This window comes from Mesorhizobium sp. B2-3-2, assembly GCF_006442295.1.
GTDB lineage: Bacteria > Pseudomonadota > Alphaproteobacteria > Rhizobiales > Rhizobiaceae > Mesorhizobium.
The window spans coordinates 171,823-191,614 of sequence record NZ_VFWA01000007.1; the positions used below are offsets into that span (position 1 = coordinate 171,823).

Below are 19,792 nucleotides of genomic sequence, written 5' to 3' on the forward strand. Positions count from 1 at the left end.
GCCCGGCTATTCTTCCAAACGACAGCGAGGCAGGCCTGATCGGGCCGTTTTTCCATGCGCTGGCGAGGATGGTGGAAGCGTTGCGCAGAATGCTTGCGCCCGATGCCGCCTGTTCTTATATACGCGCCAAGCCGTCCAGCGCCGCGACAGCGGTTGCCGAACGGGATTTCTTGTGAACAGGGGCTTTCGTCGGAACGCCTTACGGGTCCTGAGAGCCTGCTTAGCGGAGAGACTAGAAAAATGGCAAAAGTAATCGGTATCGATCTTGGCACCACCAACTCCTGCATCGCCATCATGGATGGCAAGGAACCGAAGGTGATCGAGAATGCGGAAGGCGCGCGCACGACGCCTTCCATCGTCGCCATTTCGGGCGACGGAGAACGTCTCGTCGGCCAGCCGGCCAAGCGCCAGGCGGTCACCAATCCTGAAAACACCATCTTCGCGGTCAAGCGCCTGATCGGCCGCCGCTATGACGATCCGGTGACGGAGAAGGACAAGAAGCTTGTCCCCTACAAGATCGTCAAGGGTGACAATGGCGATGCCTGGGTCGAGGCCGGCGGCAAGAAGCAGTCGCCCAGCCAGATCTCGGCCATGATCCTGCAGAAGATGAAGGAAACGGCGGAAGCCTATCTCGGCGAGAAGGTCGAGAAGGCGGTTATCACCGTTCCGGCCTATTTCAACGACGCCCAGCGCCAGGCGACCAAGGATGCCGGCAAGATCGCCGGCCTCGAAGTGCTGCGCATCATCAACGAGCCGACCGCGGCGGCCCTCGCCTACGGCCTCGACAAGAAGGACGGCAAGACGATCGCCGTCTATGACCTTGGCGGCGGCACGTTCGACATTTCGGTGCTCGAGATCGGCGACGGCGTGTTCGAGGTGAAGTCGACCAATGGCGACACCTTCCTCGGCGGCGAGGATTTCGACATGCGCCTGGTCGAATATCTGGCGGCCGAGTTCAAGAAGGAACAGGGCATCGACCTGAAGAACGACAAGCTCGCCCTCCAGCGCCTCAAGGAGGCTGCCGAAAAGGCCAAGATCGAGCTGTCGTCGACGACGCAGACCGAGATCAACCTGCCGTTCATCACCGCCGACGCGACTGGCCCGAAGCATCTGACGCTGAAGCTGACGCGCGCCAAGTTCGAAAGCCTGGTCGAAGACCTCGTCCAGCGCACCATCGATCCGTGCAAGGCGGCGCTCAAGGATGCCGGCCTGAAGGCGGGCGAGATCGACGAGGTGGTCCTGGTCGGCGGCATGACCCGCATGCCCAAAATCCAGGAGATCGTGAAGCAGTTCTTCGGCAAGGAGCCGCACAAGGGCGTCAACCCCGATGAGGTCGTCGCACTCGGCGCCGCCATCCAGGCCGGCGTGCTGCAGGGCGATGTCAAGGATGTGCTGCTGCTCGACGTGACCCCGCTGTCGCTCGGCATCGAGACGCTGGGCGGCGTGTTCACCCGGCTGATCGAGCGCAACACGACGATCCCGACCAAGAAGAGCCAGGTGTTCTCGACGGCCGAGGATTCGCAATCGGCCGTGACTATCCGGGTCTTCCAGGGCGAGCGCGAAATGGCCGCCGACAACAAGGCGCTCGGCCAGTTCGACCTGGTCGGCATTCCGCCGGCCCCACGCGGCGTGCCGCAGATCGAGGTTACCTTCGACATCGACGCCAACGGCATCGTCAACGTTTCGGCCAAGGACAAGGGCACCGGCAAGGAGCACCAGATCCGCATCCAGGCCTCGGGCGGCCTTTCGGACGCCGACATCGAGAAGATGGTGAAGGACGCCGAAGCCAATGCCGAGACCGACAAGAAGCGGCGTGCGCTGGTCGAGGCCCGCAACCAGGCCGAGGCGCTGGTGCATTCCTCGGAGAAGTCGCTGAAGGAATATGGCGACAAGGTCTCGGAAGCCGACCGCACGGCGATATCGGACGCGATCGCGGCTCTGAAGACCGCCACCGAGGGTGACGACGCAGCGGAAATCGAAGCCAAGAGCCAAGCGCTCGCGGAGGCTTCGATGAAGCTCGGCCAGGCCATGTACGAAGCCTCGCAGAAGGAAGCGGCGGAAGCCGACGCCAAGGCGGACGCCGCCAAGGACTCGGATGTGGTCGATGCCGATTTCGAGGAAATCGACGAGGACGACGACAAGAAGAAGTCGGCCTGAACCGGCTGACGGCAAGACAAAGCGGAAAGCCCGGCGCAAAGCCGGGCTTTTTTGCAACCCTGGCAGAAAAAGTGCGGAAAAATCGTCGAAAAGCACGAACAGCTCCGCACCGGCCCTAGCATCCGGGCTGCGCCGATCCTAAATCGTGGCAACGTGCCGGCAAACGACGCAACACTGCATGAAGACGTTGAGCATCCGGACAGCGGGAAAAAATGAAAGCTGATTTCTACGAAACGCTGGGCGTGCACAAGGGTGCCGACGACAAGGAACTGAAGAGCGCTTTCCGCAAGCTCGCCATGCAGTTCCACCCCGACCGCAATCCGGGCGACCATGCCTGCGAGCACAAGTTCAAGGAAATCAACGAAGCCTACGAGACGCTGAAGGACCCCCAGAAGCGCGCGGCCTATGACCGTTTCGGTCACGCGGCCTTCGAGCAGGGCGGCATGAACGGCGGCGCACACGGCTTCGGCGCCGGCGGCTTCGCCGACATCTTCGAGGATATTTTCGGCGACATGATGGGCGGCCGCCAGCGCCGCTCTTCCGGCGGCCGCGAGCGCGGCGCCGACCTGCGCTACAACATGGAAATCTCGCTGGAAGAGGCCTTTGCCGGCAAGACCGCGCAGATCCGCGTGCCGGCCTCGATCTCGTGCTCGGAATGCTCGGGAACCGGCGCCAAGCCCGGAACCCAGCCGGTCACCTGCTCGATGTGCAACGGCCACGGCAAGGTGCGCGCCACGCAAGGCTTCTTCTCCATCGAGCGCACCTGCCCGCAATGCCAGGGCCGCGGCCAGACCATCAAGGATCCGTGCCCGAAATGCGCCGGTCAGGGCCGCGTCACCGAGGAGCGTTCGCTGTCGGTCAACATTCCGGCCGGCATCGAGGACGGCACCCGCATCCGGCTTGCCAATGAGGGCGAAGCCGGCCTGCGCGGCGGGCCGTCGGGCGACCTCTACATTTTCCTGGCGGTCAAGCCCCACGAATTCTTCCAGCGCGATGGCGCCGACCTCTACTGCAAGGTGCCGATCTCGATGACGACGGCCGCCCTTGGCGGCTCGTTCGAGGTGACGACGCTGGACGGAACGCAGACCAAGGTGAAGGTGCCGGAAGGCACCCAGAACGGTCGCCAGTTCCGCCTCAAGGGCAAGGGCATGCCGGTGCTGCGCCAGCCCAATGTCGGCGACCTCTACATCCAGACGGCGGTCGAGACGCCGCAGAACCTGTCGCGCCGCCAGCGCGAGTTGCTTGAGGAGTTCGAACAGCTCTCCTCACAGGACAATTCCCCCCAGTCGAGCGGCTTTTTCGCCCGCATGAAGGACTTTTTCGAGTCGTTCGGCGAGCATTGATCGACCGCCTGTGCACGTGTGGCTTGCCTTGCCGGCGTCGGCGGCTTCCCCACCTGCCGGCAGCCAAGACACACCGTCAACCGCAGAAGGCGCGCATTTTTGGACGCGACGAAAACTATCTTATCCACGACATTGGCATGACCCTGCCTTGCCTTGGGCGGCTTAGGTGTTAAGTAGCTCTCAGGGGAGCGCTGAGGAGAGCTTGCATGACACGTGGTCCGGGACTGCGGAAGGCGCTTGCCGAAAAGTTCGACGACGAGCTGAAGTTCTTCAAGGGCTGGATCGACAAGCCGAAGACGGTCGGCTCGATCGTGCCGACCAGCTCCATCACCGCCCGCAAGATGGCCTCGATCGTCGACCCGAAGTCCGGCCTGCCGGTGCTCGAGGTCGGGCCCGGCACCGGCGTCATCACCCGCGCCATACTGGCCCAGGGGGTGAGGCCTGAAAACCTTTACGCAGTCGAATATTCGACCGACTTCGTGCGCCATCTGCGCCGGCTCTATCCCGGCGTCAACGTCATCGAGGGCGACGCCTTCAATCTCAACGCCACGCTTGGCGACAAGAGCGGGATGATGTTCGATTCCGTGGTCTCGGGCGTGCCGCTGCTCAACTTCCCGGTCGCCCAGCGTATCGCCTATGTCGAAAGCCTGCTCGACCGCATTCCGGCCGGCCGACCGATCGTGCAGCTGACCTACGGCCCGATGTCGCCGATCCCGCCCGGCCGCGGCGACTACACGGTCAAGCATTTCGACTTCATCATCCGCAACATTCCGCCGACGCAGCTGTGGATCTACCGGCGCGAGGCGCATTAGGGATTGCGAAGTCGACCGCGAATGTCTTCGAAAGTCGACGCTTTGCCTGATCTGCATTGATTTGAGCGGGCTCTGGCTGTACCTGTCCGGGAACAAGGTTGGCCAATGGCAGTGATCCCGAAAATCCTCGTCTTTGCCGGCTCGGTCCGGACCGGGGCCTTCAGTGGCAGAACTGCCGACGTAGCGCAGAAGGAACTTGCGGTGCAAGGCGCCGAGGTCACCCGCATTTCGCTTGCCGACTATCCCCTGCCGATCCTGGACGAGGATCTCGAGAAGGAAAAAGGCGTCCCCGAAAACGCCCTGAAACTCGCCCGGATGATCATTGCCCATGACGGGCTGCTGATCGCCACGCCCGAATACAACGGCTCCATTCCGCCGCTGCTCAAGAACACGATCGACTGGGTGAGCCGGGTGCGCAAGGATGGCGGCCGTGCGGTGAGGCCGTTTGCCGGCAAGGTCGCCGGCCTCAGTTCGTCTTCCAGCGGACACTTCGCCGGGATACGCTGCATCAATCATTTGCGCGCCGTGCTGGTGCGTTGCCAGATGGAAGTGGTGACGCCGGAATGCTCGGTGCCGGAAGGCGGCAACGCCTTCGACGAGGACGGGCGTTTCAGGAACGAACGACTACACCAATCGATGGAGCACCTATGCCGCACGCTGATCGAAACCTCGCGCATGCTGTCGACCCGGGTCGAGCCGTGATCGCCAACGCGATGCAGGCCGACACAATGCGCGAAAGGCTGATCGTCGGCCTCGACGTGCCGAGCTTGAAGGAGGCCGAGAAGGCGGTGCGCGAACTCGACGGCGTCGTCTCCTTCTACAAGATCGGCTACCAGCTCGCCTTCGCCGGCGGGCTCGATTTCGCCAGGGAGCTCGCCAGCGGGGGCAAGAAGATCTTTCTCGACATGAAGCTGCTCGACATCGACAACACGGTGGCCAAGGGGGTCGAGAACATCGTCAAGATGGGCATGACCATGCTGACGCTGCATGCCTACCCAAAGACCATGCGGGCGGCGGTGGAGGCGGCGAGAGGCAGCGAGCTTTGCCTGCTTGCCGTCACCGTGCTGACGTCGATGGACGAACAGGACGTGATCGACGCCGGCTATGAATACGATCCGCACACGCTGGTGCTGCGGCGCGCGGAACAGGCCCTGCATGCCGGCATGGGCGGCATCGTCTGCTCGGCCGCGGAAACAGAGGCGGTGCGCCGCATCGTCGGGCCCGACATGGCGGTGGTGACGCCAGGCATACGCCCCGCCGGCAGCGACCATGGCGACCAGAAGCGCGTGATGACGCCGGCCGATGCCATCCGCAGCGGCTCCAGCCATCTGGTCGTCGGGCGCCCGATCGTCGCCGCGGCGGACAGACGCGCGGCGGCTGAAGCCATCCTCGACGAAATGCGCTCGGCATAATTTCCAACGAACGGCTTCGGAGAAGAAGAATGCCCAAGGGATACTGGATCGCCCGCGTCGATGTGCGCGATGCGGAAGGCTACAAGGATTATGTCGCCGCCGCCAAACCGGCCTTCGAGCGCTTCGGCGCGAAATTCCTGGCGCGCGGCGGCAAGCATGAGAAGGCCGAAGGGGCCGGGCGCGCGCGCAACGTCGTCATCGAGTTCGAGACGCTTGCCGCCGCGCATGACTGCTACCATTCGCCGGAATACCAGCGCGCCGCCGCCATTCGCCAGAAGGTCGCCGACGGCGAGATCGTGCTGGTCGAAGGCGTCTGAAGTCTATCCCGGCCAGCACCCGGTGCTGGCGGCGGCCTTCACAGAAGTCCTCACGGTTCACATCCCGCAGCCTGGCCAGCAGGCGATGCCCTGACCGGTTGTCCTTGAGAGACAACCGGCGCAGCCGTTCGACAACGGCCGCTACATGGCCGGCTCACAACCCGTTCAGCAATCGACGCCCGAGTAGGCCTTAGCCCCGGGTAATCGCGATGCCGGCTGGTCGCTTGTTGACATGCAGGTATTTACCTGCATATTACGACTTCACACAGAGTGAACCCGATGGATGCGGACAAGGTTTTCAAAGCACTGGGCGACCCGACACGCAGAAGGCTGCTTGATCTTCTGTGCGAGAAGAACGGGCAGACGCTGGGCCAGCTTTGCGAACATCTCGATATGGCCAGGCAATCCGCCACCCAGCACATCGACCTGCTGGAGGCGGCCAACCTGGTGAGCACGGTCAAACGCGGCCGCGAGAAGCTGCATTTCATCAATCCCGTACCGCTGCACGAGGTCTACGAGCGGTGGGTGCGCAAATTCGAACGCCAGCGGCTCAGCCTGCTGCACGACCTGAAACAGGAACTCGAAGGAGAAGACCAATGACCGCAGAGACGACCAGCTTTGTCTACGTGACCTACATCCGCTCGACGCCACAAAAAGTGTTCGAGGCCATAACCAGGCCCGACATCGCACGGCGTTACTGGGGCCACGAGAACGTCTCGGACTGGAAGGTTGGATCGAAATGGGAACATATCCGCGCCAATGACGAGCGCACCGTCGAACTGGTCGGCAAGGTCGTCGAGATTTCACCGCCGACGCGTCTCGTGATGACCTGGGCAAACGCTTCGCAGGCCGACGATCCATCGAAATACAGCCGGGTGACGTTCGCCATCGAGGAATACGACACCATGGTGCGGCTGACCGTCAGCCATGACGAACTCGAAGCCGGCAGCGGCATGGCGAAGGGCATCAGCCAGGGATGGCCGGCAGTGCTGTCCAGCATGAAATCCTTTTTGGAAACCGGCAGCGGCATCGACATTTTCGCCAAGCCGAAATCGGCCTGACCAGCAAATCCGTCTGCGGGAAACGACAATGACCAAACGCTACACCGGCGGATGCGCATGCGGTGCGATCCGCTATGAAACGAGCAGCCAACCCATCTTCGAAAACCATTGCCAATGCCACGAGTGCCAGAAGCGAAGCGGCACGGGCCACAGCTCCTATCTGACCTTCCCCCGGCGAGCCGATGTGACGATAACGGGCGAAGCGAGCACCTGGCGGGTGGCGGGCGACAGCGGCAACGAAAAGATCCACGCCTTCTGCCCGACCTGTGGAACGCCGGTCTACCTGACGCAGGTCACAAGACCGGACCTGATAGCGGTTCACGCGACCAGCCTTGACGATCCCGGCCAGTTCAATCCGCAGGTGGTCACATATGCCATCCGCGGCCATGCCTGGGACATGATCGACCCCGCCCTGCAGACATTCGAGCGAATGCCTTTGGGATAGACACGCCGGAACGTGGAAGCATTACGATGTTGCGGGTTCGCTTACGCCGCATCGCTAAGAAGCGACGGTCCGGGCCGTTATCCTGTTCGCTGCGGTTTCCGCCATGGCGTCGGCAAGCCCCAGCCCCCATTGCGACCTGCAATAGGCGCGAAAATCGAAGCAAGGCAGGCCGGGGCAAACCTCGAATTCTATGAGGTGAACGGTGTCGTCGGGCTCGACCCTGAGATCGATGGAAAACACGTCGCGCAGGCCGAGCCCGCGCATCAGCCGCTCGGCGATGGCGCGGACTTTTGCATCGGCGACCGGCTGGCTTTCGGCGACCGGAAGCAGACGCGGCTCGGCGTATTTGCCCGCCGCCTTCGCCGCCTCGCCGGTTTCGCCGTAAAGCGCCAGGCTGTCTTCCATGGTCTGGAAATCGCCGCCGGACTCGACGAAGGCGACGCCGAGCGCTTCGACGCCGGTGTCCGGCCTCAGGCCCAGGAAACTGGCGCGCGCGTTGCGGCCGGCGACATAGGACTGGACGACGACGTCGTCGCGATAGGCGGCGAAAACACGCCGGCTAAGCTCCAGCGCATGGCCGAGATCGCCGCAGCGCGAATCCGGCCAGATGCCGATCTTGGCGCCAAGCCGGTTCGGCTTGACGAACCAGCCGGCGGCGGAAACCGGCGGCTCGACCAGCCATTGTCCGTTGCGCGCCAGACCGGCCTGCGGCACCGGCAGGCCCAGCGCGCCGAGCACGGCGCCGGAGCGAAATTTGTCCTGGCAGAGGGCGGACAGCGCATCCTCGGGGCCTATCGTCTTCAGGCCGTTCAGCCTGGCAAGCGCAGGCGCCGCGCCGCCCCGGAAATAGGCGATGCCGTCGGTCAGCGTCCAGACCAGCGTGGCGGCCGGATCGGCCTTGGCGAGCATATCGGCGGCATCGTCCAACTCCACCGCCGCAAAGCCGAGACCGCGCCGCCCGAAGGCAGAAGCGAGCGCGTCGAACTCGTGCGCGAGATCGGTCGATTGCGCCAGGTAGGACGAAATCTCGGCGGCGCGTTCCGGCGCGTGACCCTCCGCGACGAGCCGCTCGAAGCAAGCCTGTTCGGGCTCATGGGTAAGGATCAGCTTCGGCTGGCGGCTCGACATCATCAACGCTCCCGGCGAGGCATCCACCATTGCATGGTGCATGCCACCGGCTTTCGTGAAACCGACAGCGTCGGACGGTTGCGTGACAACGCCTCGGTCAGCAACCGGACGGGCAGGATCAGGCGATCAGCACGCGGGGCTCGAACCGGCCATTGATCTCGATGTCGAGGAGGAAGGTCATGCCGGCCTGCGGGTCGAGCTGACGCTGCTTGTCGTCCTTGCCGTGCCAGGCCGAGGTAACCGCCAACCGGCTGGCGTTCTTGCCGACAAAGGCCGGGCAGGAAGGCTGCGTCACCGGCATGGCGATCGTGCGCACCAGCTTGCCGTCCGGGGCGTAGCCCTTGACCACCTTGCCGCCCCAGACGGCATTCCACAGGATGCCGTCGCGGTCGAGTACGGAGCCGTCGACGAAGCCCTTGGCCGACCGGTGATCGACGAACACCTTCGGCTCGCCCGCCGGCAGGCCGGTCGCCGGATCGCAGGCAACACGCATCAACAGCCCGGTCGACGTGTCGGTGTAATAGGCGAGCGCGCCGTCCGCGGAAAAACAGATCGAGTTCGACACGGTGATGTCGGAGAACAGCTTGCGCAATTCGCCCTTGAAGAACCAGTAGATCGCGCCGGCGCGCTTCTCCTCGCCCTTGCCCATCGTGCCGGTCCACAGGGCGCCGCAGGGATGGACGCGGGAATCGTTGGAACGGGTGACCGGATTGTCGGCCTCGACAGGCGTGTGCAGCGTCATCTTGCCGGTGGCGACGTCGCGGACAAAAAGCCCGGTTTCGGTGGCGATCAGCTGGCGCTTGTCATCGATGATGGCGATCGCGCTGGCCATCCGGCCGAGCTCGTGCACCCGGGTCGCGCCGCCGGACAGGCGCTTTTCCAGGAGATGGCCCTTGACGATGTCGAACCAGTAGAGCGTGTCGGTGGCGGGGTCGTAGCTCGGCCCCTCGCCGAGCTGGCAGACATGGTCGGAAAAAACCGAAACGATCGCTTCGCTCATCATGCCTCTCCGAACACCGCATCCCAGGCTGTTACCGCCGCCTGGGCCCGCGCAGCCACGTCGTCGACGCTCATGCCCGGCTTGAACAGGCTGGAGCCGAGGCCGAAGACAGAGACGCCGGCGGCCTTGTAGCCGGCAAAGTCCTTTTCCGAGACGCCGCCGACCGCGCCGACCAGCGTCGAAGCCGGCAGCACGGCACGCATCGCCGAAATGCCCGATGCACCCAGCACGCTCGCCGGGAAGAATTTCAGCGCCGAGGCGCCAAGCCGGATCGCCTGGAAGGCTTCCGTCGGCGTGAACACACCCGGCATGGTCACCATGCCGTAATGCATCGCGCGCCCCATCACCTCGGCATCGATGTTGGGGCTGACCAGCAGCCGGCCGCCGGCCTCGTGCAGGCCATCGACATCGACCGCGGTCAGCACCGTGCCGGCACCGACCAGGGCTGTTTTCGGCAGCACTTGGACAATCCTGGCGATAGACGAAAACGGCTGAGGCGAATTGAGCGGCACCTCGATAGCCTCAATGCCGGCATCGAACAATGCCTGGCCGATGGCGATCGCCTCGCTTGCCTTGAGGCCGCGCAGGATGGCGACCAGCCCGCGCTTGAGCTTCGGGAAGGCAGCGGTCTGGCTCATCGGCCAACTCCGGTTCTGGCGATCATGCCGTTTTCGCGCGCCGCCTCGACCAGGCCAGCGCGCACCGCCTCGTCAGCGTCGACGGTCCGCACGCCAAGCCCGGCAAGGCCGAGCGCCTGCCGATAAAGCACCGCAAGCGCGCCGGAGGCAATCAGCACCACCGATGCGGCGCCCGCAGCCTGACGGCGCCTCGCCGAAGCGATCTCGCCGCCGATCAGCAGGCCGGACAGGCAGGCCGCGGCATCGTCGGCCTTCAGATCCTGGAGCAGGCCGGCGGCGCGGATCGAAAACAGCCTTGCGGTGACGTCGCCACCTTCATCCAGCGCCGCCTCGCACCAGCGGCGGAAGAACGGGTTGTCGGCTTCAACCGGCTTGGGATGCTCGCCGAGCGAATGGCGAAGGATCGAATGCGCGGCCAGCACCGAGAACAGCTCGCCGGTCGGCCAGGTGCCGAAACCGGCGACGGCGCCGTCCTCGACCACAACCCATTTCGAATGGGTGCCCGGCATGCAGACGATTTCACGCCCCTTTGCCGGCAAACCGGCGCCGGCAAGCTGCGTCTCCTCGCCGCGCATGACGTCGGGCGCATCGTCCAGGCGCTGGGCAAGGCCCGGCACGATGCGAATGTCGCGGCTCTCGCCCGGGATGCGGGCCGCGCCGCCCAGGATGGCGCCGATCGGCGCCGGCACGGTGACATAGGGCGCTTCGACCCAGCCCTGGCGCGAGCCTGCCATGCCGCAGATGATGACGGGCAGCGCTTCGGGCGCGCCCATGGCGGCGAGATGACCCTCGAGGACCCGGGAAAAGCCCTTCTCGCGCGCGGTGATCAGTCCGTCGTCGCCGCGACGCTCGGCAAGCACCTTGCCGCTGCCGTCGATCAGCCAGGCACGAAGCCGGGTCGTGCCCCAATCGAGCGTCGCGACCGCCGGCACATTGCCGGCAAATCGGGGGCCGGCAAACCCGGGGCTCACAGGAAACCTCCGTCGACGATCAGCATTTGCGCGGTCAGCATGCGCGAGGCGTCCGATGCGAGAAACAGCACCGTGCCGACCATGTCGTCGGGCGACATCACGTCCTTGATGCACTGCTTGGCGACATGAGAGGCAAGCGCCTGCTCCGTGACCCAGCGTTCCTGCTGCCGTTCCGTGATGACCCAGCCGGGCGCGACGGCGTTGACGCGGATACGGTCGGGCCCGAGCTTGCCGGCCAAACCCTTGGTAAGGCCGAGTATGCCGGCCTTGGCGGCGGTGTAGGCCGGCATGTCGGGGTGGTTGATCAGGTAGGAGGTCGAGGTGAAGTTGATGATCGAGCCGCCGCCGGCGCGCTTCATGCCAGGCGCCACGGCCTGCGCGGTGAAGAAATGCGGTCTGAGGTTGATCGCCTGGTTGTTGTCCCAGAACTCCACCGTCACGTCCTCGACGGCGTGGCGTTCGTCCCACGCGGCATTGTTGACCAGCACGGTGACGTCGCCATGCGCTTCGGCCGCCTTCGCGGTGGACGCCCGCAGCGCTTCGATGTCGCGCAGATCGGTTGTGAGGTAGAGCGGCCGGCGGCCGAGCTCTTTCTCGATGCGGTCGGCGAGTGCGATGCTGGGCTTGTCGGCGATGTCGATGAAGGCGACCTTGGCGCCCTGGCGCATGAAACCCTCGGTCAATGCCGCGCCGATGCCGGAGCCGCCGCCGGTGATCAGCACCGAAGCACTTTCGAGGTCGGCAAAACGTGCCGATGGCATCATGGTTTTCGTCTCCCGGGTTGATCGGCGCGCATCCTAGCCAGACCGATCCGGCGGGCAAGGGCGAAAAGACGGATTTTCCGCCTTATGTCTGACAAAAAGCCTGGAGGCCGCGCACGGGCACGCCTGGACCTCGATCGGGACGGACGATCGCCGTTCAGATCGCCTTGGCGCGCAGGGCGCCACGGAAGGAGTCGCGGAGATAGCCGAGCGTGGCGTCGGCGTCGGCCGGCTTGCCGAACAGATAGCCCTGCCCACCGGCGCAGCCGAACTGGACGAGCCGGTCGGCCTGCGCCTCTTCCTCGATGCCTTCGGCGACGACATCCATGCCAAGCCCTTCGCACATTGCGAGAATGGCGCGGATGATGTGCTCCGACGGGCGGTCATCCAGAATGGAGGAGACGAAGGCGCGGTCGATCTTGAGCTTGTCGAAATGGAATTCGCGCAGCCGCCCGAGCGAGGACTGGCCGGTGCCGAAATCGTCCAGCGAAACGCGGATGCCGACGCGGCGCAGGTCCTCGACGATCTGCGCGGCCGAGGCCGGATCGTTCATCAGGCCGGTCTCGGTTATCTCTATCTCCAGACGGCGCGGATCGAAGCCGGTGCGGTCGAGGATCGCCAGTATGTGCAAGCCGGTGTTCTGGTCGACGAGCTGCGAGGGCGACAGGTTGAAGGACAGGAACAGGTCCTTCGGCCAGCTCCTCGCCGCCTCGGTCGCCTTGCGCAGCACCAGCTGCGACAGCGGGCCGATGATGCCGCGCTCCTCGGCGATCGGAATGAAGACGGTCGGCGGTACCGAGCCGAGATCGCGGTCGGTCCAGCGCGCCAGCGTCTCGAAGCCGATGGTGCGGCGCGTGGCGAGGTCGACGATCGGCTGGAAATGCGGCTCAACCTCGCCGGCCGAGACGGCGCGGCGCAGCGCCTGCTCGATGCGGGTGACGCGCTTGGCCGCCTCTTCCATTTCGCGGGTATAAACGACGACCCGCCCGCGGCCGGACCGCTTGGCATGGTAAAGCGCCGTTTCGGCCTTGTTGATGAGGATCTCGGTGGTCTCGTCGCCGGAATAGAACAGCGAACAACCAACGGAGGCCGACAGCCTGGCGGTGCGCTCGCCGACATCGTAAGGGGCGGATAGGATCTCGATCAGCATGCGCGACTTTTCGGCCGCCGCCTCCTCTGAGAACACCAGCGGGTAGAGGAAGGCGAATTCATCGGCGCCGATGCGGCAGACCGTGGAATGGCCGTCCATCGAGGCGCGCAGCCGCATCGCCACCTGGATCAGGATGTCGTCGCCGGCCTTGTGGCCGAACAGATCGTTGATCGGCTTGAAGCCATCAAGGTCGAGAATGCCGACGGTGAAGGGCGCGGGATCGTCGGCACGGTCGCTGATCAGGCGATCGACCTTGTCGAAGAAGCGGCGATGGTTGCCAAGCCCGGTCAACGGATCGGTGAATGCCAGATCCGTGCTCTCCCTGTTTGCCTGACCGGTGCCAAACGAAGTTTGCATCGGTGTCCCTGTTTCTCGAAGTCGGAATTTATGCCCGAGACTGGCAGCAAACCCTTTAGGAAACGTATCGGGAAAATCGATTTTTCGCCGCTAAAGCGCGTTGTTCTCCGCAAAGCCGTCCAGGCTCAAGGGCGTCGTCGCTCACGCGGATTCTCAACCGGCGGGGCGAACGCGATAGAGCTCCAGCGGCGCGCCCTGGGTCTCCGCCACCGGTTCCAGCCAATCCGGCACGCCGCCATGCATCAGCCCGGCCAGAAAGCCGTCAGGCGCCTTGGCTGCGAGAAGCCTCGTTTCGGGGTTGCCGCGGCAGAGCGCGACAATCCCGACGCGATGGCTTGCCACGACGGCTTTCGCGTCAGTAGCCGAGCCCAGCAAGGCATCGAATACGAGCAGGTTTCCGGCAACATTGCGGTGGTAGGGCCCAGCGAGCGCGCGATGGCGGGTAAAGGCCAGGATCGGCGAGCCGAGATTGGAGACGGCCAGCACCGTGGTGTGAGGCATGCGGGCGAGCGCGGCGAACGAGGCCTTGCTGTTGCAAGGTGCATCGATGCCGGCGTCCGTGATGGCCGTACCGGTCTGGAAGGCATTCGATGCCGCCTCGGCGGCGCTGGACCAAACTGCATTGACCGAGATCAGCCAGGCTGCGGCCATACGGAGCACGGAGCCACCGGACGGACTGTTTTCGGCGCGCTGCCGCCATTTGGCGATCCAGGCGCAAAGCGGGATCACCGCGAAGGCGATGGAGAAGGTCGAGCCGCGGACCTCCCAGGCACTGACCAGGAAAGCCACCAGCAGCAGCGCCCCGACGAGACTGTCCTGCCGCCGCCAGCCGCCCTTGCCGAGGCGCAGCGCCATCAGGATGATCGCCACCAGCGGCGTCGCGAAGCGCGCCACCGCCCTGGCCGGATCGGCCGCGACGAGCTGGAATATCGATTGCGCTTCGTCGATATGACCGAGCCACATCTGCTGGAGGCGCGGGTCGAGGTCCGCATAGGGGGCAGCCAGGCATTGCGGGAACAGAAACATCACGACAAGGATAAGCACGAATGCCAGCAGGCCGAGCGAGACCAGGCGACGGCCGTACGTCGCATTGGCGGCCCGCCATGAGGCGATGACCGCAAGGCCGGCGCCGGCAAGCGCGGCAACCACGAACTGCACGGTCGAGAAGGTGTCGCATTGGGCCTGCCCCCATGCCGAAGCCGGTATGGTGGCGATGAAAACAAGGGCCGAGACGGCGGTGACGCCCAAGCCAAAATCCCTGGCGATCAGCCTTTCGCCGGCACCGCTGACGAGGAACAGCAGGGCGACGACGGCGCCGAGGGTTCCAGCATAGGGGGCGCTTTCCATGCCGATCGCTAATGCCAGGGTGGCGCACGCGCCGGCAAACAGGGCGGCGGGCCGGTGGCGAGGTGCTTCAAGCAGCAAAGCCAGGCCGGCCAAGGTCAGCATCAGCTGGACATTGTGGTGATCGAGTGCGCCGGGCGAGAAGATTCCGAGATAGTACAAAGCCGCTCCGCCGACCACCGCAGCGGGCAGGACCGCGTGCTCGCCGGCGAAAGCGCGCGCGGCGCGCATGATGGAGAACAGCGCGAGCCAGAATTGCAGGAGAGGCCAAAGCACCTGCACGACCTGCTCGCCCAAAGCGGTACTGCCCGTCAGGGCCGACAGGGCAAGCATGCCGAGCGCCAGCGGGGCGTCGAGCAGCCGCGACCAGTGCATGACGAAGCCACCCTCCAGCCCCATCCTGTACTGGTGCAGGTCGAACCAGCCCTGGCCGGCCAGGAGGTCGCGAACCTCCACCAGTTGCAGCAGGCTGTCATTGTCGCCGGCCGGGTTGGCCAGTTGCGGGAATCCGGCATAGCGATCGAGCGCCAGCAGCAGCAAGGTGGCAAGCAACGCAAACGCGATGTCGGCCTTCCAGGTGGAAGCGCCGTTACTGGCTGTGCTCATCCCCATCGCCTCTAGCAGGAATGCCGGGCCTTTCCGGCCAATCGACACTCGTACAGTCCGGCCTTAAACCTAGCCTTAACGGCTTCAATAAATAGTAAAACCGCCTGAACGCGCCTGACTTTGGCGCGAACCGCGCGTGGCGGCGAGGCACCCGGAGAGGAAAATGCCGCAAGAGCTTCGCTACGAACCCACCATTGCCGTACTCCTGCCTTGCTACAATGAGGAATTGACGGTCGCCGAGGTGGTGCGGCGCTTCCGCGAGACGCTGCCTTTGGCGACGGTCTATGTCTACGACAACAATTCGCGCGACCTGACCGCGTTGCGCGCCCGCGCGGCCGGCGCCATCGTGGTGCGCGAAGCGCGCCAGGGCAAGGGCAATGTGGTGCGGCGCATGTTCGCCGACATCGACGCCGACATTTACCTGATGGCCGACGGCGACGGCACCTATGCGCCGGAAGACGCGCCGCAATTGATCAACACGCTTCTGACGGAGCGCTCCGACATGGTGGTGGGCACCCGGCGCGGCGTCACCAACCATGCCGGCAGGACCGGCCATGCCTTCGGCAACCGCGTCTTCAACAGCCTCTATAAAGGGCTGTTCGGCAGCGATTTCACCGACATATTCTCGGGCTACCGCGTCTTTACCCGGCGCTTCGTCAAGAGCTTCCCCGCCGTCTCCGGCGGCTTCGAGATCGAGACCGAAATGTCGGCGCATGCCTCGCAGCTCAAATTGCCCGTCAGCGAGATCGCGCTCGATTACGGCAAGCGGCCGGACGGCTCGTCGTCGAAGCTTTCGACCGTTCGCGACGGTGCCAGGATCCTTTGGATGTTCGCCATGCTGATGAAGGAAACGCAGCCGCTGCGTTTCTTCGGCGCCTTCGCCCTGGTCTTCCTGGCGTCGAGCTTGTTCCTGATGGCGCCGGTGCTGGTCGAATTCGCCGAGACCGGGCTGGTGCCGCGCATGCCGACATGGGTGCTGTCGGTCGGCCTGCTCTTGCTCTCGATGCTGGCTGGTGTGACCGGCGTGATCCTCGATTCGGTGTCGCGCGGCCGCGCCGAACAGAAGCGCATCTTCTACCTGTCGATGCCTTCGGGCCGCATCGAGCGGCGCGAGCGCGCCAGCGAGCCGACTGCCGCGAAGGCCGGCCCAGGCAAGACGCCTCGCGCCGCATGAAGCGGTGAGCCGTCTCATCCGCTTCCTCTTTGCCGGCGGCATCGGCTTCGTCGCCGACGCTGCCGCCCTCTGGCTGCTGCTTGCGGTCACGCCGCTCGGCCCTTTCAGCGCCCGCATGCTGTCCATCGGCTTTGCACTCTGCGTCACCTGGCAGATAAACCGGCATCTGACCTTCTCGCCGTCGAGCCGCGGCTTGGTGCGGGAAGGCGCGCGCTATGGCGGCGTCGGCATCGCCACCAGCATCGCCAACTATCTGGTCTACTGCGCCATCCTTGTCGTCCTGCCGACAACCCCGCCATTGACCGCCCTTGCTTTCGCTTCGCTGACCGCGATGGCGGTGTCCTTCCTCGGCTATTCCAGGCTGGTCTTCGACCGCTAGCGGCGTGGCCCGATTGGCAGAAGGCGCCGGGACCCTTATATCGCTCTCTCATCGACCGTGCTGGGGACCTGACATGAAGCTGAAAATCGCCGTCCAGATGGACCACATCTCCACCGTGTCGATCGCCGGAGACACTTCTTTCGCGCTGTCGCTGGAGGCGCAGCGGCGCGGCCATCAGCTCTACCACTACACGCCCGACCGGCTGTCGCTGCGCGACGGCAAGGTGTTTGCCCGCATCGAGGAGATGCAGGTGCGCGACGAGAAGGGCAGCCACTATTCGCTGGGGGAGAAGGTGCGAACCGACCTGTCGGAGATGGACGTGATCCTGCTGAGACAGGACCCGCCCTTCGACATGAACTACATCACCACCACGCACATACTGGAGCGCATCCACCCCAGGACGCTGGTGGTCAACGACCCGGCGTGGGTGCGCAACAGCCCGGAAAAGATCTTCGTCACCGAGTTTTCCGACCTGATGCCGGAAACGCTGATCACCAAGGATCCCCAGGAGGTCGCCGCCTTCCGCAAGGAATTCGGCGACATCATCGTCAAGCCGCTCTACGGCAATGGTGGTGCGGGCATCTTCCACCTGCTGGAGGCCGACCGCAACCTCGCATCGCTGCTCGAAATGTTCGGCCAGATGTTCCGGGAGCCGTACATCGTGCAGCGTTACCTGAAGGATGTGCGCAAGGGCGACAAGCGCATCATCCTGATCGACGGCGAGCCGGTCGGGGCCATCAACCGGGTGCCGGCCGAGCACGACTCCCGCTCCAACATGCATGTCGGCGGCCGCGCCGAGAAGACCGAACTGACGGAGCGCGAACGCGAGATCTGCGCCCGCATCGGGCCGGCACTGAGGGAACGCGGCTTCATCCTCGTCGGCATCGACGTCATCGGCGACTACATGACCGAGATCAACGTGACCTCGCCGACTGGCGTGCGCGAAGTCCAACGCTTCGGCGGCGCCGACATCGCCAGCCTGTTCTGGGACGCGGTGGAGGCCAAGCGGAAATAGCCGTTTTCAATTTGTATTAACCATGTTCCGTTTTTGCAACCGGAGACAGTCGGACCGCAACTTAAGCGATTGCATGTTCCTGTAATGTTCTTGATTTAGCCGAGGAACTGTGATTGTCTCCGGCCCAGGCCCTTCGCGGCCTGATTGCAAAAGGCTTGGGGCAAGCCCAGATCCGGGGGCAAAACATGGTTGCGCGGGTTCGCACGGTTGCTTTCCAGGGCATCGAGGCCGTGCCGGTCGACGTGCAGGTGATGATCGCGCCCGGCAAGGTCAACATGCATATTGTCGGCCTGGCCGACAAGGCGGTGGCCGAAAGCCGCGAACGGGTGCAGGCGGCACTCCATGCTTCCGGCCTGTCGATGCCGTCCAAGAAGGTCACGGTCAATCTGGCGCCCGCCGACCTGCCCAAGGAGGGCAGCCATTACGATTTGCCGATCGCGCTCGGCCTGATGGCGGCGCTTGGCGCCATTCCGGGCGACATGCTGGCCGGCTATGTCGTGCTTGGCGAACTCTCGCTCGACGGCACCATTGCGGCGGTCGCCGGCGCCCTGCCGGCGGCGATTGGGGCTAATTCTGAAGGCAAGGGCCTGATCTGCCCCTTCGCCTGCGGCTCGGAGGCCGCCTGGGCCGGCAAGGATTTCGACATACTCGCGCCGCGCAGCCTGATCGCCATCGCCAATCATTTCCGCGGCACGCAGGTGCTGTCGCGCCCCGAAGCCGGCATCCATGCCGCGGCGCGCGACCTGCCCGATCTCGCCGACATCAAGGGCCAGGAAACCGCCAAGCGGGCGTTGGAAGTGGCGGCGGCCGGCGGGCACAATCTGCTGATGGTCGGCCCGCCCGGCTCGGGAAAATCGATGCTGGCGCAGCGGCTGCCGTCGATCCTGCCGCCGCTGGCGCCGAAGGAATTGCTCGAAGTGTCGATGATTGCCTCTGTCGCCGGCGAGCTCGGCGAAGGCAAGCTGACCGACCGGCGGCCGTTCCGCGCACCGCACCATTCGGCCTCGATGGCGGCGATGGTCGGCGGCGGCATCCGGGCGCGGCCGGGCGAAGTGTCACTTGCGCACCACGGCGTGCTGTTCCTCGACGAATTTCCCGAATTCACACCGCAGACGCTCGACGCGTTGCGCCAGCCGCTGGAGACCGGCGACTGCATGATCGCTCGCGCCAACCATCGCGTCACCTATCCGGCGCGCATCCAGCTTGTGGCGGCGATGAACCCGTGCCGCTGCGGCATGGCCGGCGAGCCCGGCTATCGCTGCCTGCGGGGAGAGCGCTGTCGCACCGACTATCAGGCCCGCATCTCGGGCCCGCTGCTCGACCGCATCGATCTCAGGATCGAGGTGCCGGCGGTTTCGGCCAGCGACCTGATCCGGCCCGACCGGGCGGAGAAGAGCGCCGACGTGGCGCTGCGCGTGGCGCGTGCCCGCGCCCTCCAGCGCGAGCGCTTCGAACGGCTCGGCGTCACCAGCGCCACCACAAACGCGCATTGCGCGCCGGCGGTCATCGAGGAGATCGCCATGCCCGACGCAGCGGGCCTGTCGCTGCTCAAGGACGCCAGCGAAAAGCTTGCCTTCTCGGCGCGGGCCTACCACCGGGTGCTGAAAGTGGCGCGCACGCTCGCCGATCTCGACGCCAGCGAGACCGTCGGCCGCATTCATCTGGCCGAAGCGATCTCCTATCGTATGAGCTCGGAGCGCGTGGCGCAGGCGGCGTAGCGCG

General features: G+C 64.9%; 20 protein-coding genes. 13 read left to right on the forward strand and 7 right to left on the reverse strand.

Features of this window, described 5'->3' with window-relative positions; all coding sequences use genetic code 11:
* The first annotated feature begins 240 nt into the window (after positions 1–240).
* The 9 genes from dnaK to FJ964_RS18450 all read left to right on the forward strand — a co-directional run bounded on the left by dnaK (position 241) and on the right by FJ964_RS18450 (position 7,547).
* Positions 241–2,157 (forward strand): molecular chaperone DnaK, encoded by a 1,917-nt coding sequence (gene dnaK / locus FJ964_RS18410; protein ID WP_140551705.1) that lies wholly within the window; start codon positions 241–243, stop codon positions 2,155–2,157.
* A 212-nt stretch (positions 2,158–2,369) separates the two neighbouring features.
* On the forward strand, positions 2,370–3,500 hold the full coding sequence (dnaJ, locus tag FJ964_RS18415) for a molecular chaperone DnaJ (protein ID WP_140551706.1): 1,131 nt from the start codon (positions 2,370–2,372) through the stop codon (positions 3,498–3,500).
* A gap of 206 nt (positions 3,501–3,706) precedes the next feature.
* Positions 3,707–4,312 (forward strand): phospholipid N-methyltransferase PmtA, encoded by a 606-nt coding sequence (gene pmtA, locus FJ964_RS18420; protein ID WP_140551707.1) that lies wholly within the window; start codon positions 3,707–3,709, stop codon positions 4,310–4,312.
* 105 nt (positions 4,313–4,417) lie between these two features.
* Positions 4,418–5,014, forward strand: a complete 597-nt coding sequence (locus FJ964_RS18425) for an NADPH-dependent FMN reductase (RefSeq protein WP_140551708.1) — start codon at positions 4,418–4,420, stop codon at positions 5,012–5,014.
* The gene (gene pyrF / locus FJ964_RS18430) at positions 5,011–5,724 is read left to right on the forward strand and encodes an orotidine-5'-phosphate decarboxylase (RefSeq protein WP_181172513.1); all 714 of its coding nucleotides are present in this window, start codon (positions 5,011–5,013) and stop codon (positions 5,722–5,724) included. The genes FJ964_RS18425 and pyrF overlap by 4 nt, the downstream gene beginning before the upstream one ends.
* A gap of 29 nt (positions 5,725–5,753) precedes the next feature.
* Positions 5,754–6,041, forward strand: a complete 288-nt coding sequence (locus FJ964_RS18435) for a DUF1330 domain-containing protein (RefSeq protein ID WP_140551709.1) — start codon at positions 5,754–5,756, stop codon at positions 6,039–6,041.
* Between the two features lie 279 nt (positions 6,042–6,320).
* Entirely contained in the window at positions 6,321–6,641 is a 321-nt protein-coding gene (locus tag FJ964_RS18440) for a helix-turn-helix domain-containing protein (protein ID WP_140551710.1), read from the forward strand.
* The gene (locus FJ964_RS18445) at positions 6,638–7,102 is read left to right on the forward strand and encodes an SRPBCC family protein (protein WP_140551711.1); all 465 of its coding nucleotides are present in this window, start codon (positions 6,638–6,640) and stop codon (positions 7,100–7,102) included. The genes FJ964_RS18440 and FJ964_RS18445 overlap by 4 nt, the downstream gene beginning before the upstream one ends.
* 28 nt (positions 7,103–7,130) lie before the next feature.
* Positions 7,131–7,547: a GFA family protein gene (locus FJ964_RS18450; RefSeq protein WP_140551712.1), complete on the forward strand. Its 417-nt coding sequence runs from the start codon at positions 7,131–7,133 to the stop codon at positions 7,545–7,547.
* Between the two features lie 54 nt (positions 7,548–7,601).
* On the opposite strand, the gene FJ964_RS18455 is transcribed toward FJ964_RS18450, so the two are convergent.
* From FJ964_RS18455 to FJ964_RS18485, 7 genes are all read right to left on the reverse strand, one after another.
* The gene (locus FJ964_RS18455; protein WP_140551781.1) at positions 7,602–8,675 is read right to left on the reverse strand and encodes a D-alanine:D-lactate ligase-like protein; all 1,074 of its coding nucleotides are present in this window, start codon (positions 8,673–8,675) and stop codon (positions 7,602–7,604) included.
* A 118-nt stretch (positions 8,676–8,793) separates the two neighbouring features.
* Positions 8,794–9,675: an SMP-30/gluconolactonase/LRE family protein gene (locus tag FJ964_RS18460; protein WP_140551713.1), complete on the reverse strand. Its 882-nt coding sequence runs from the start codon at positions 9,673–9,675 to the stop codon at positions 8,794–8,796.
* Complete coding sequence (locus FJ964_RS18465; protein WP_140551714.1) at positions 9,675–10,313, reverse strand: 2-dehydro-3-deoxy-6-phosphogalactonate aldolase; 639 nt, start codon at positions 10,311–10,313, stop codon at positions 9,675–9,677. Before FJ964_RS18465 ends, FJ964_RS18460 begins: the two co-directional genes overlap by 1 nt.
* Entirely contained in the window at positions 10,310–11,284 is a 975-nt protein-coding gene (locus FJ964_RS18470) for a 2-dehydro-3-deoxygalactonokinase (protein ID WP_140551715.1), read from the reverse strand. The genes FJ964_RS18465 and FJ964_RS18470 overlap by 4 nt, the downstream gene beginning before the upstream one ends.
* The gene (locus FJ964_RS18475) at positions 11,281–12,048 is read right to left on the reverse strand and encodes an SDR family oxidoreductase (protein ID WP_140551716.1); all 768 of its coding nucleotides are present in this window, start codon (positions 12,046–12,048) and stop codon (positions 11,281–11,283) included. Before FJ964_RS18475 ends, FJ964_RS18470 begins: the two co-directional genes overlap by 4 nt.
* A gap of 154 nt (positions 12,049–12,202) precedes the next feature.
* Positions 12,203–13,552: an EAL domain-containing protein gene (locus FJ964_RS18480; RefSeq protein ID WP_140551717.1), complete on the reverse strand. Its 1,350-nt coding sequence runs from the start codon at positions 13,550–13,552 to the stop codon at positions 12,203–12,205.
* Between the two features lie 153 nt (positions 13,553–13,705).
* A complete protein-coding gene (locus FJ964_RS18485; RefSeq protein WP_140551718.1) occupies positions 13,706–15,502 on the reverse strand; it encodes a GtrA family protein in 1,797 nt (598 codons plus the stop codon).
* A gap of 163 nt (positions 15,503–15,665) precedes the next feature.
* Here FJ964_RS18485 and FJ964_RS18490 point away from each other — a divergent pair, with 163 nt between their 5' ends.
* The 4 genes from FJ964_RS18490 (at position 15,666) to FJ964_RS18505 (ending at position 19,788) form a co-directional block, all read left to right on the forward strand.
* Positions 15,666–16,676 (forward strand): glycosyltransferase, encoded by a 1,011-nt coding sequence (locus FJ964_RS18490; protein ID WP_140551719.1) that lies wholly within the window; start codon positions 15,666–15,668, stop codon positions 16,674–16,676.
* A 4-nt stretch (positions 16,677–16,680) separates the two neighbouring features.
* Positions 16,681–17,055 carry a GtrA family protein gene (locus tag FJ964_RS18495; RefSeq protein WP_140551720.1) on the forward strand — a complete coding sequence of 125 codons (375 nt, stop codon included), beginning with the start codon at positions 16,681–16,683 and terminating at the stop codon, positions 17,053–17,055.
* Positions 17,056–17,128: 73 nt separating this feature from the next.
* Positions 17,129–18,070: a glutathione synthase gene (gene gshB, locus FJ964_RS18500; protein WP_140551721.1), complete on the forward strand. Its 942-nt coding sequence runs from the start codon at positions 17,129–17,131 to the stop codon at positions 18,068–18,070.
* 185 nt (positions 18,071–18,255) lie between these two features.
* A complete protein-coding gene (locus FJ964_RS18505; protein WP_140551722.1) occupies positions 18,256–19,788 on the forward strand; it encodes a YifB family Mg chelatase-like AAA ATPase in 1,533 nt (510 codons plus the stop codon).
* Positions 19,789–19,792: the final 4 nt, after the last annotated feature.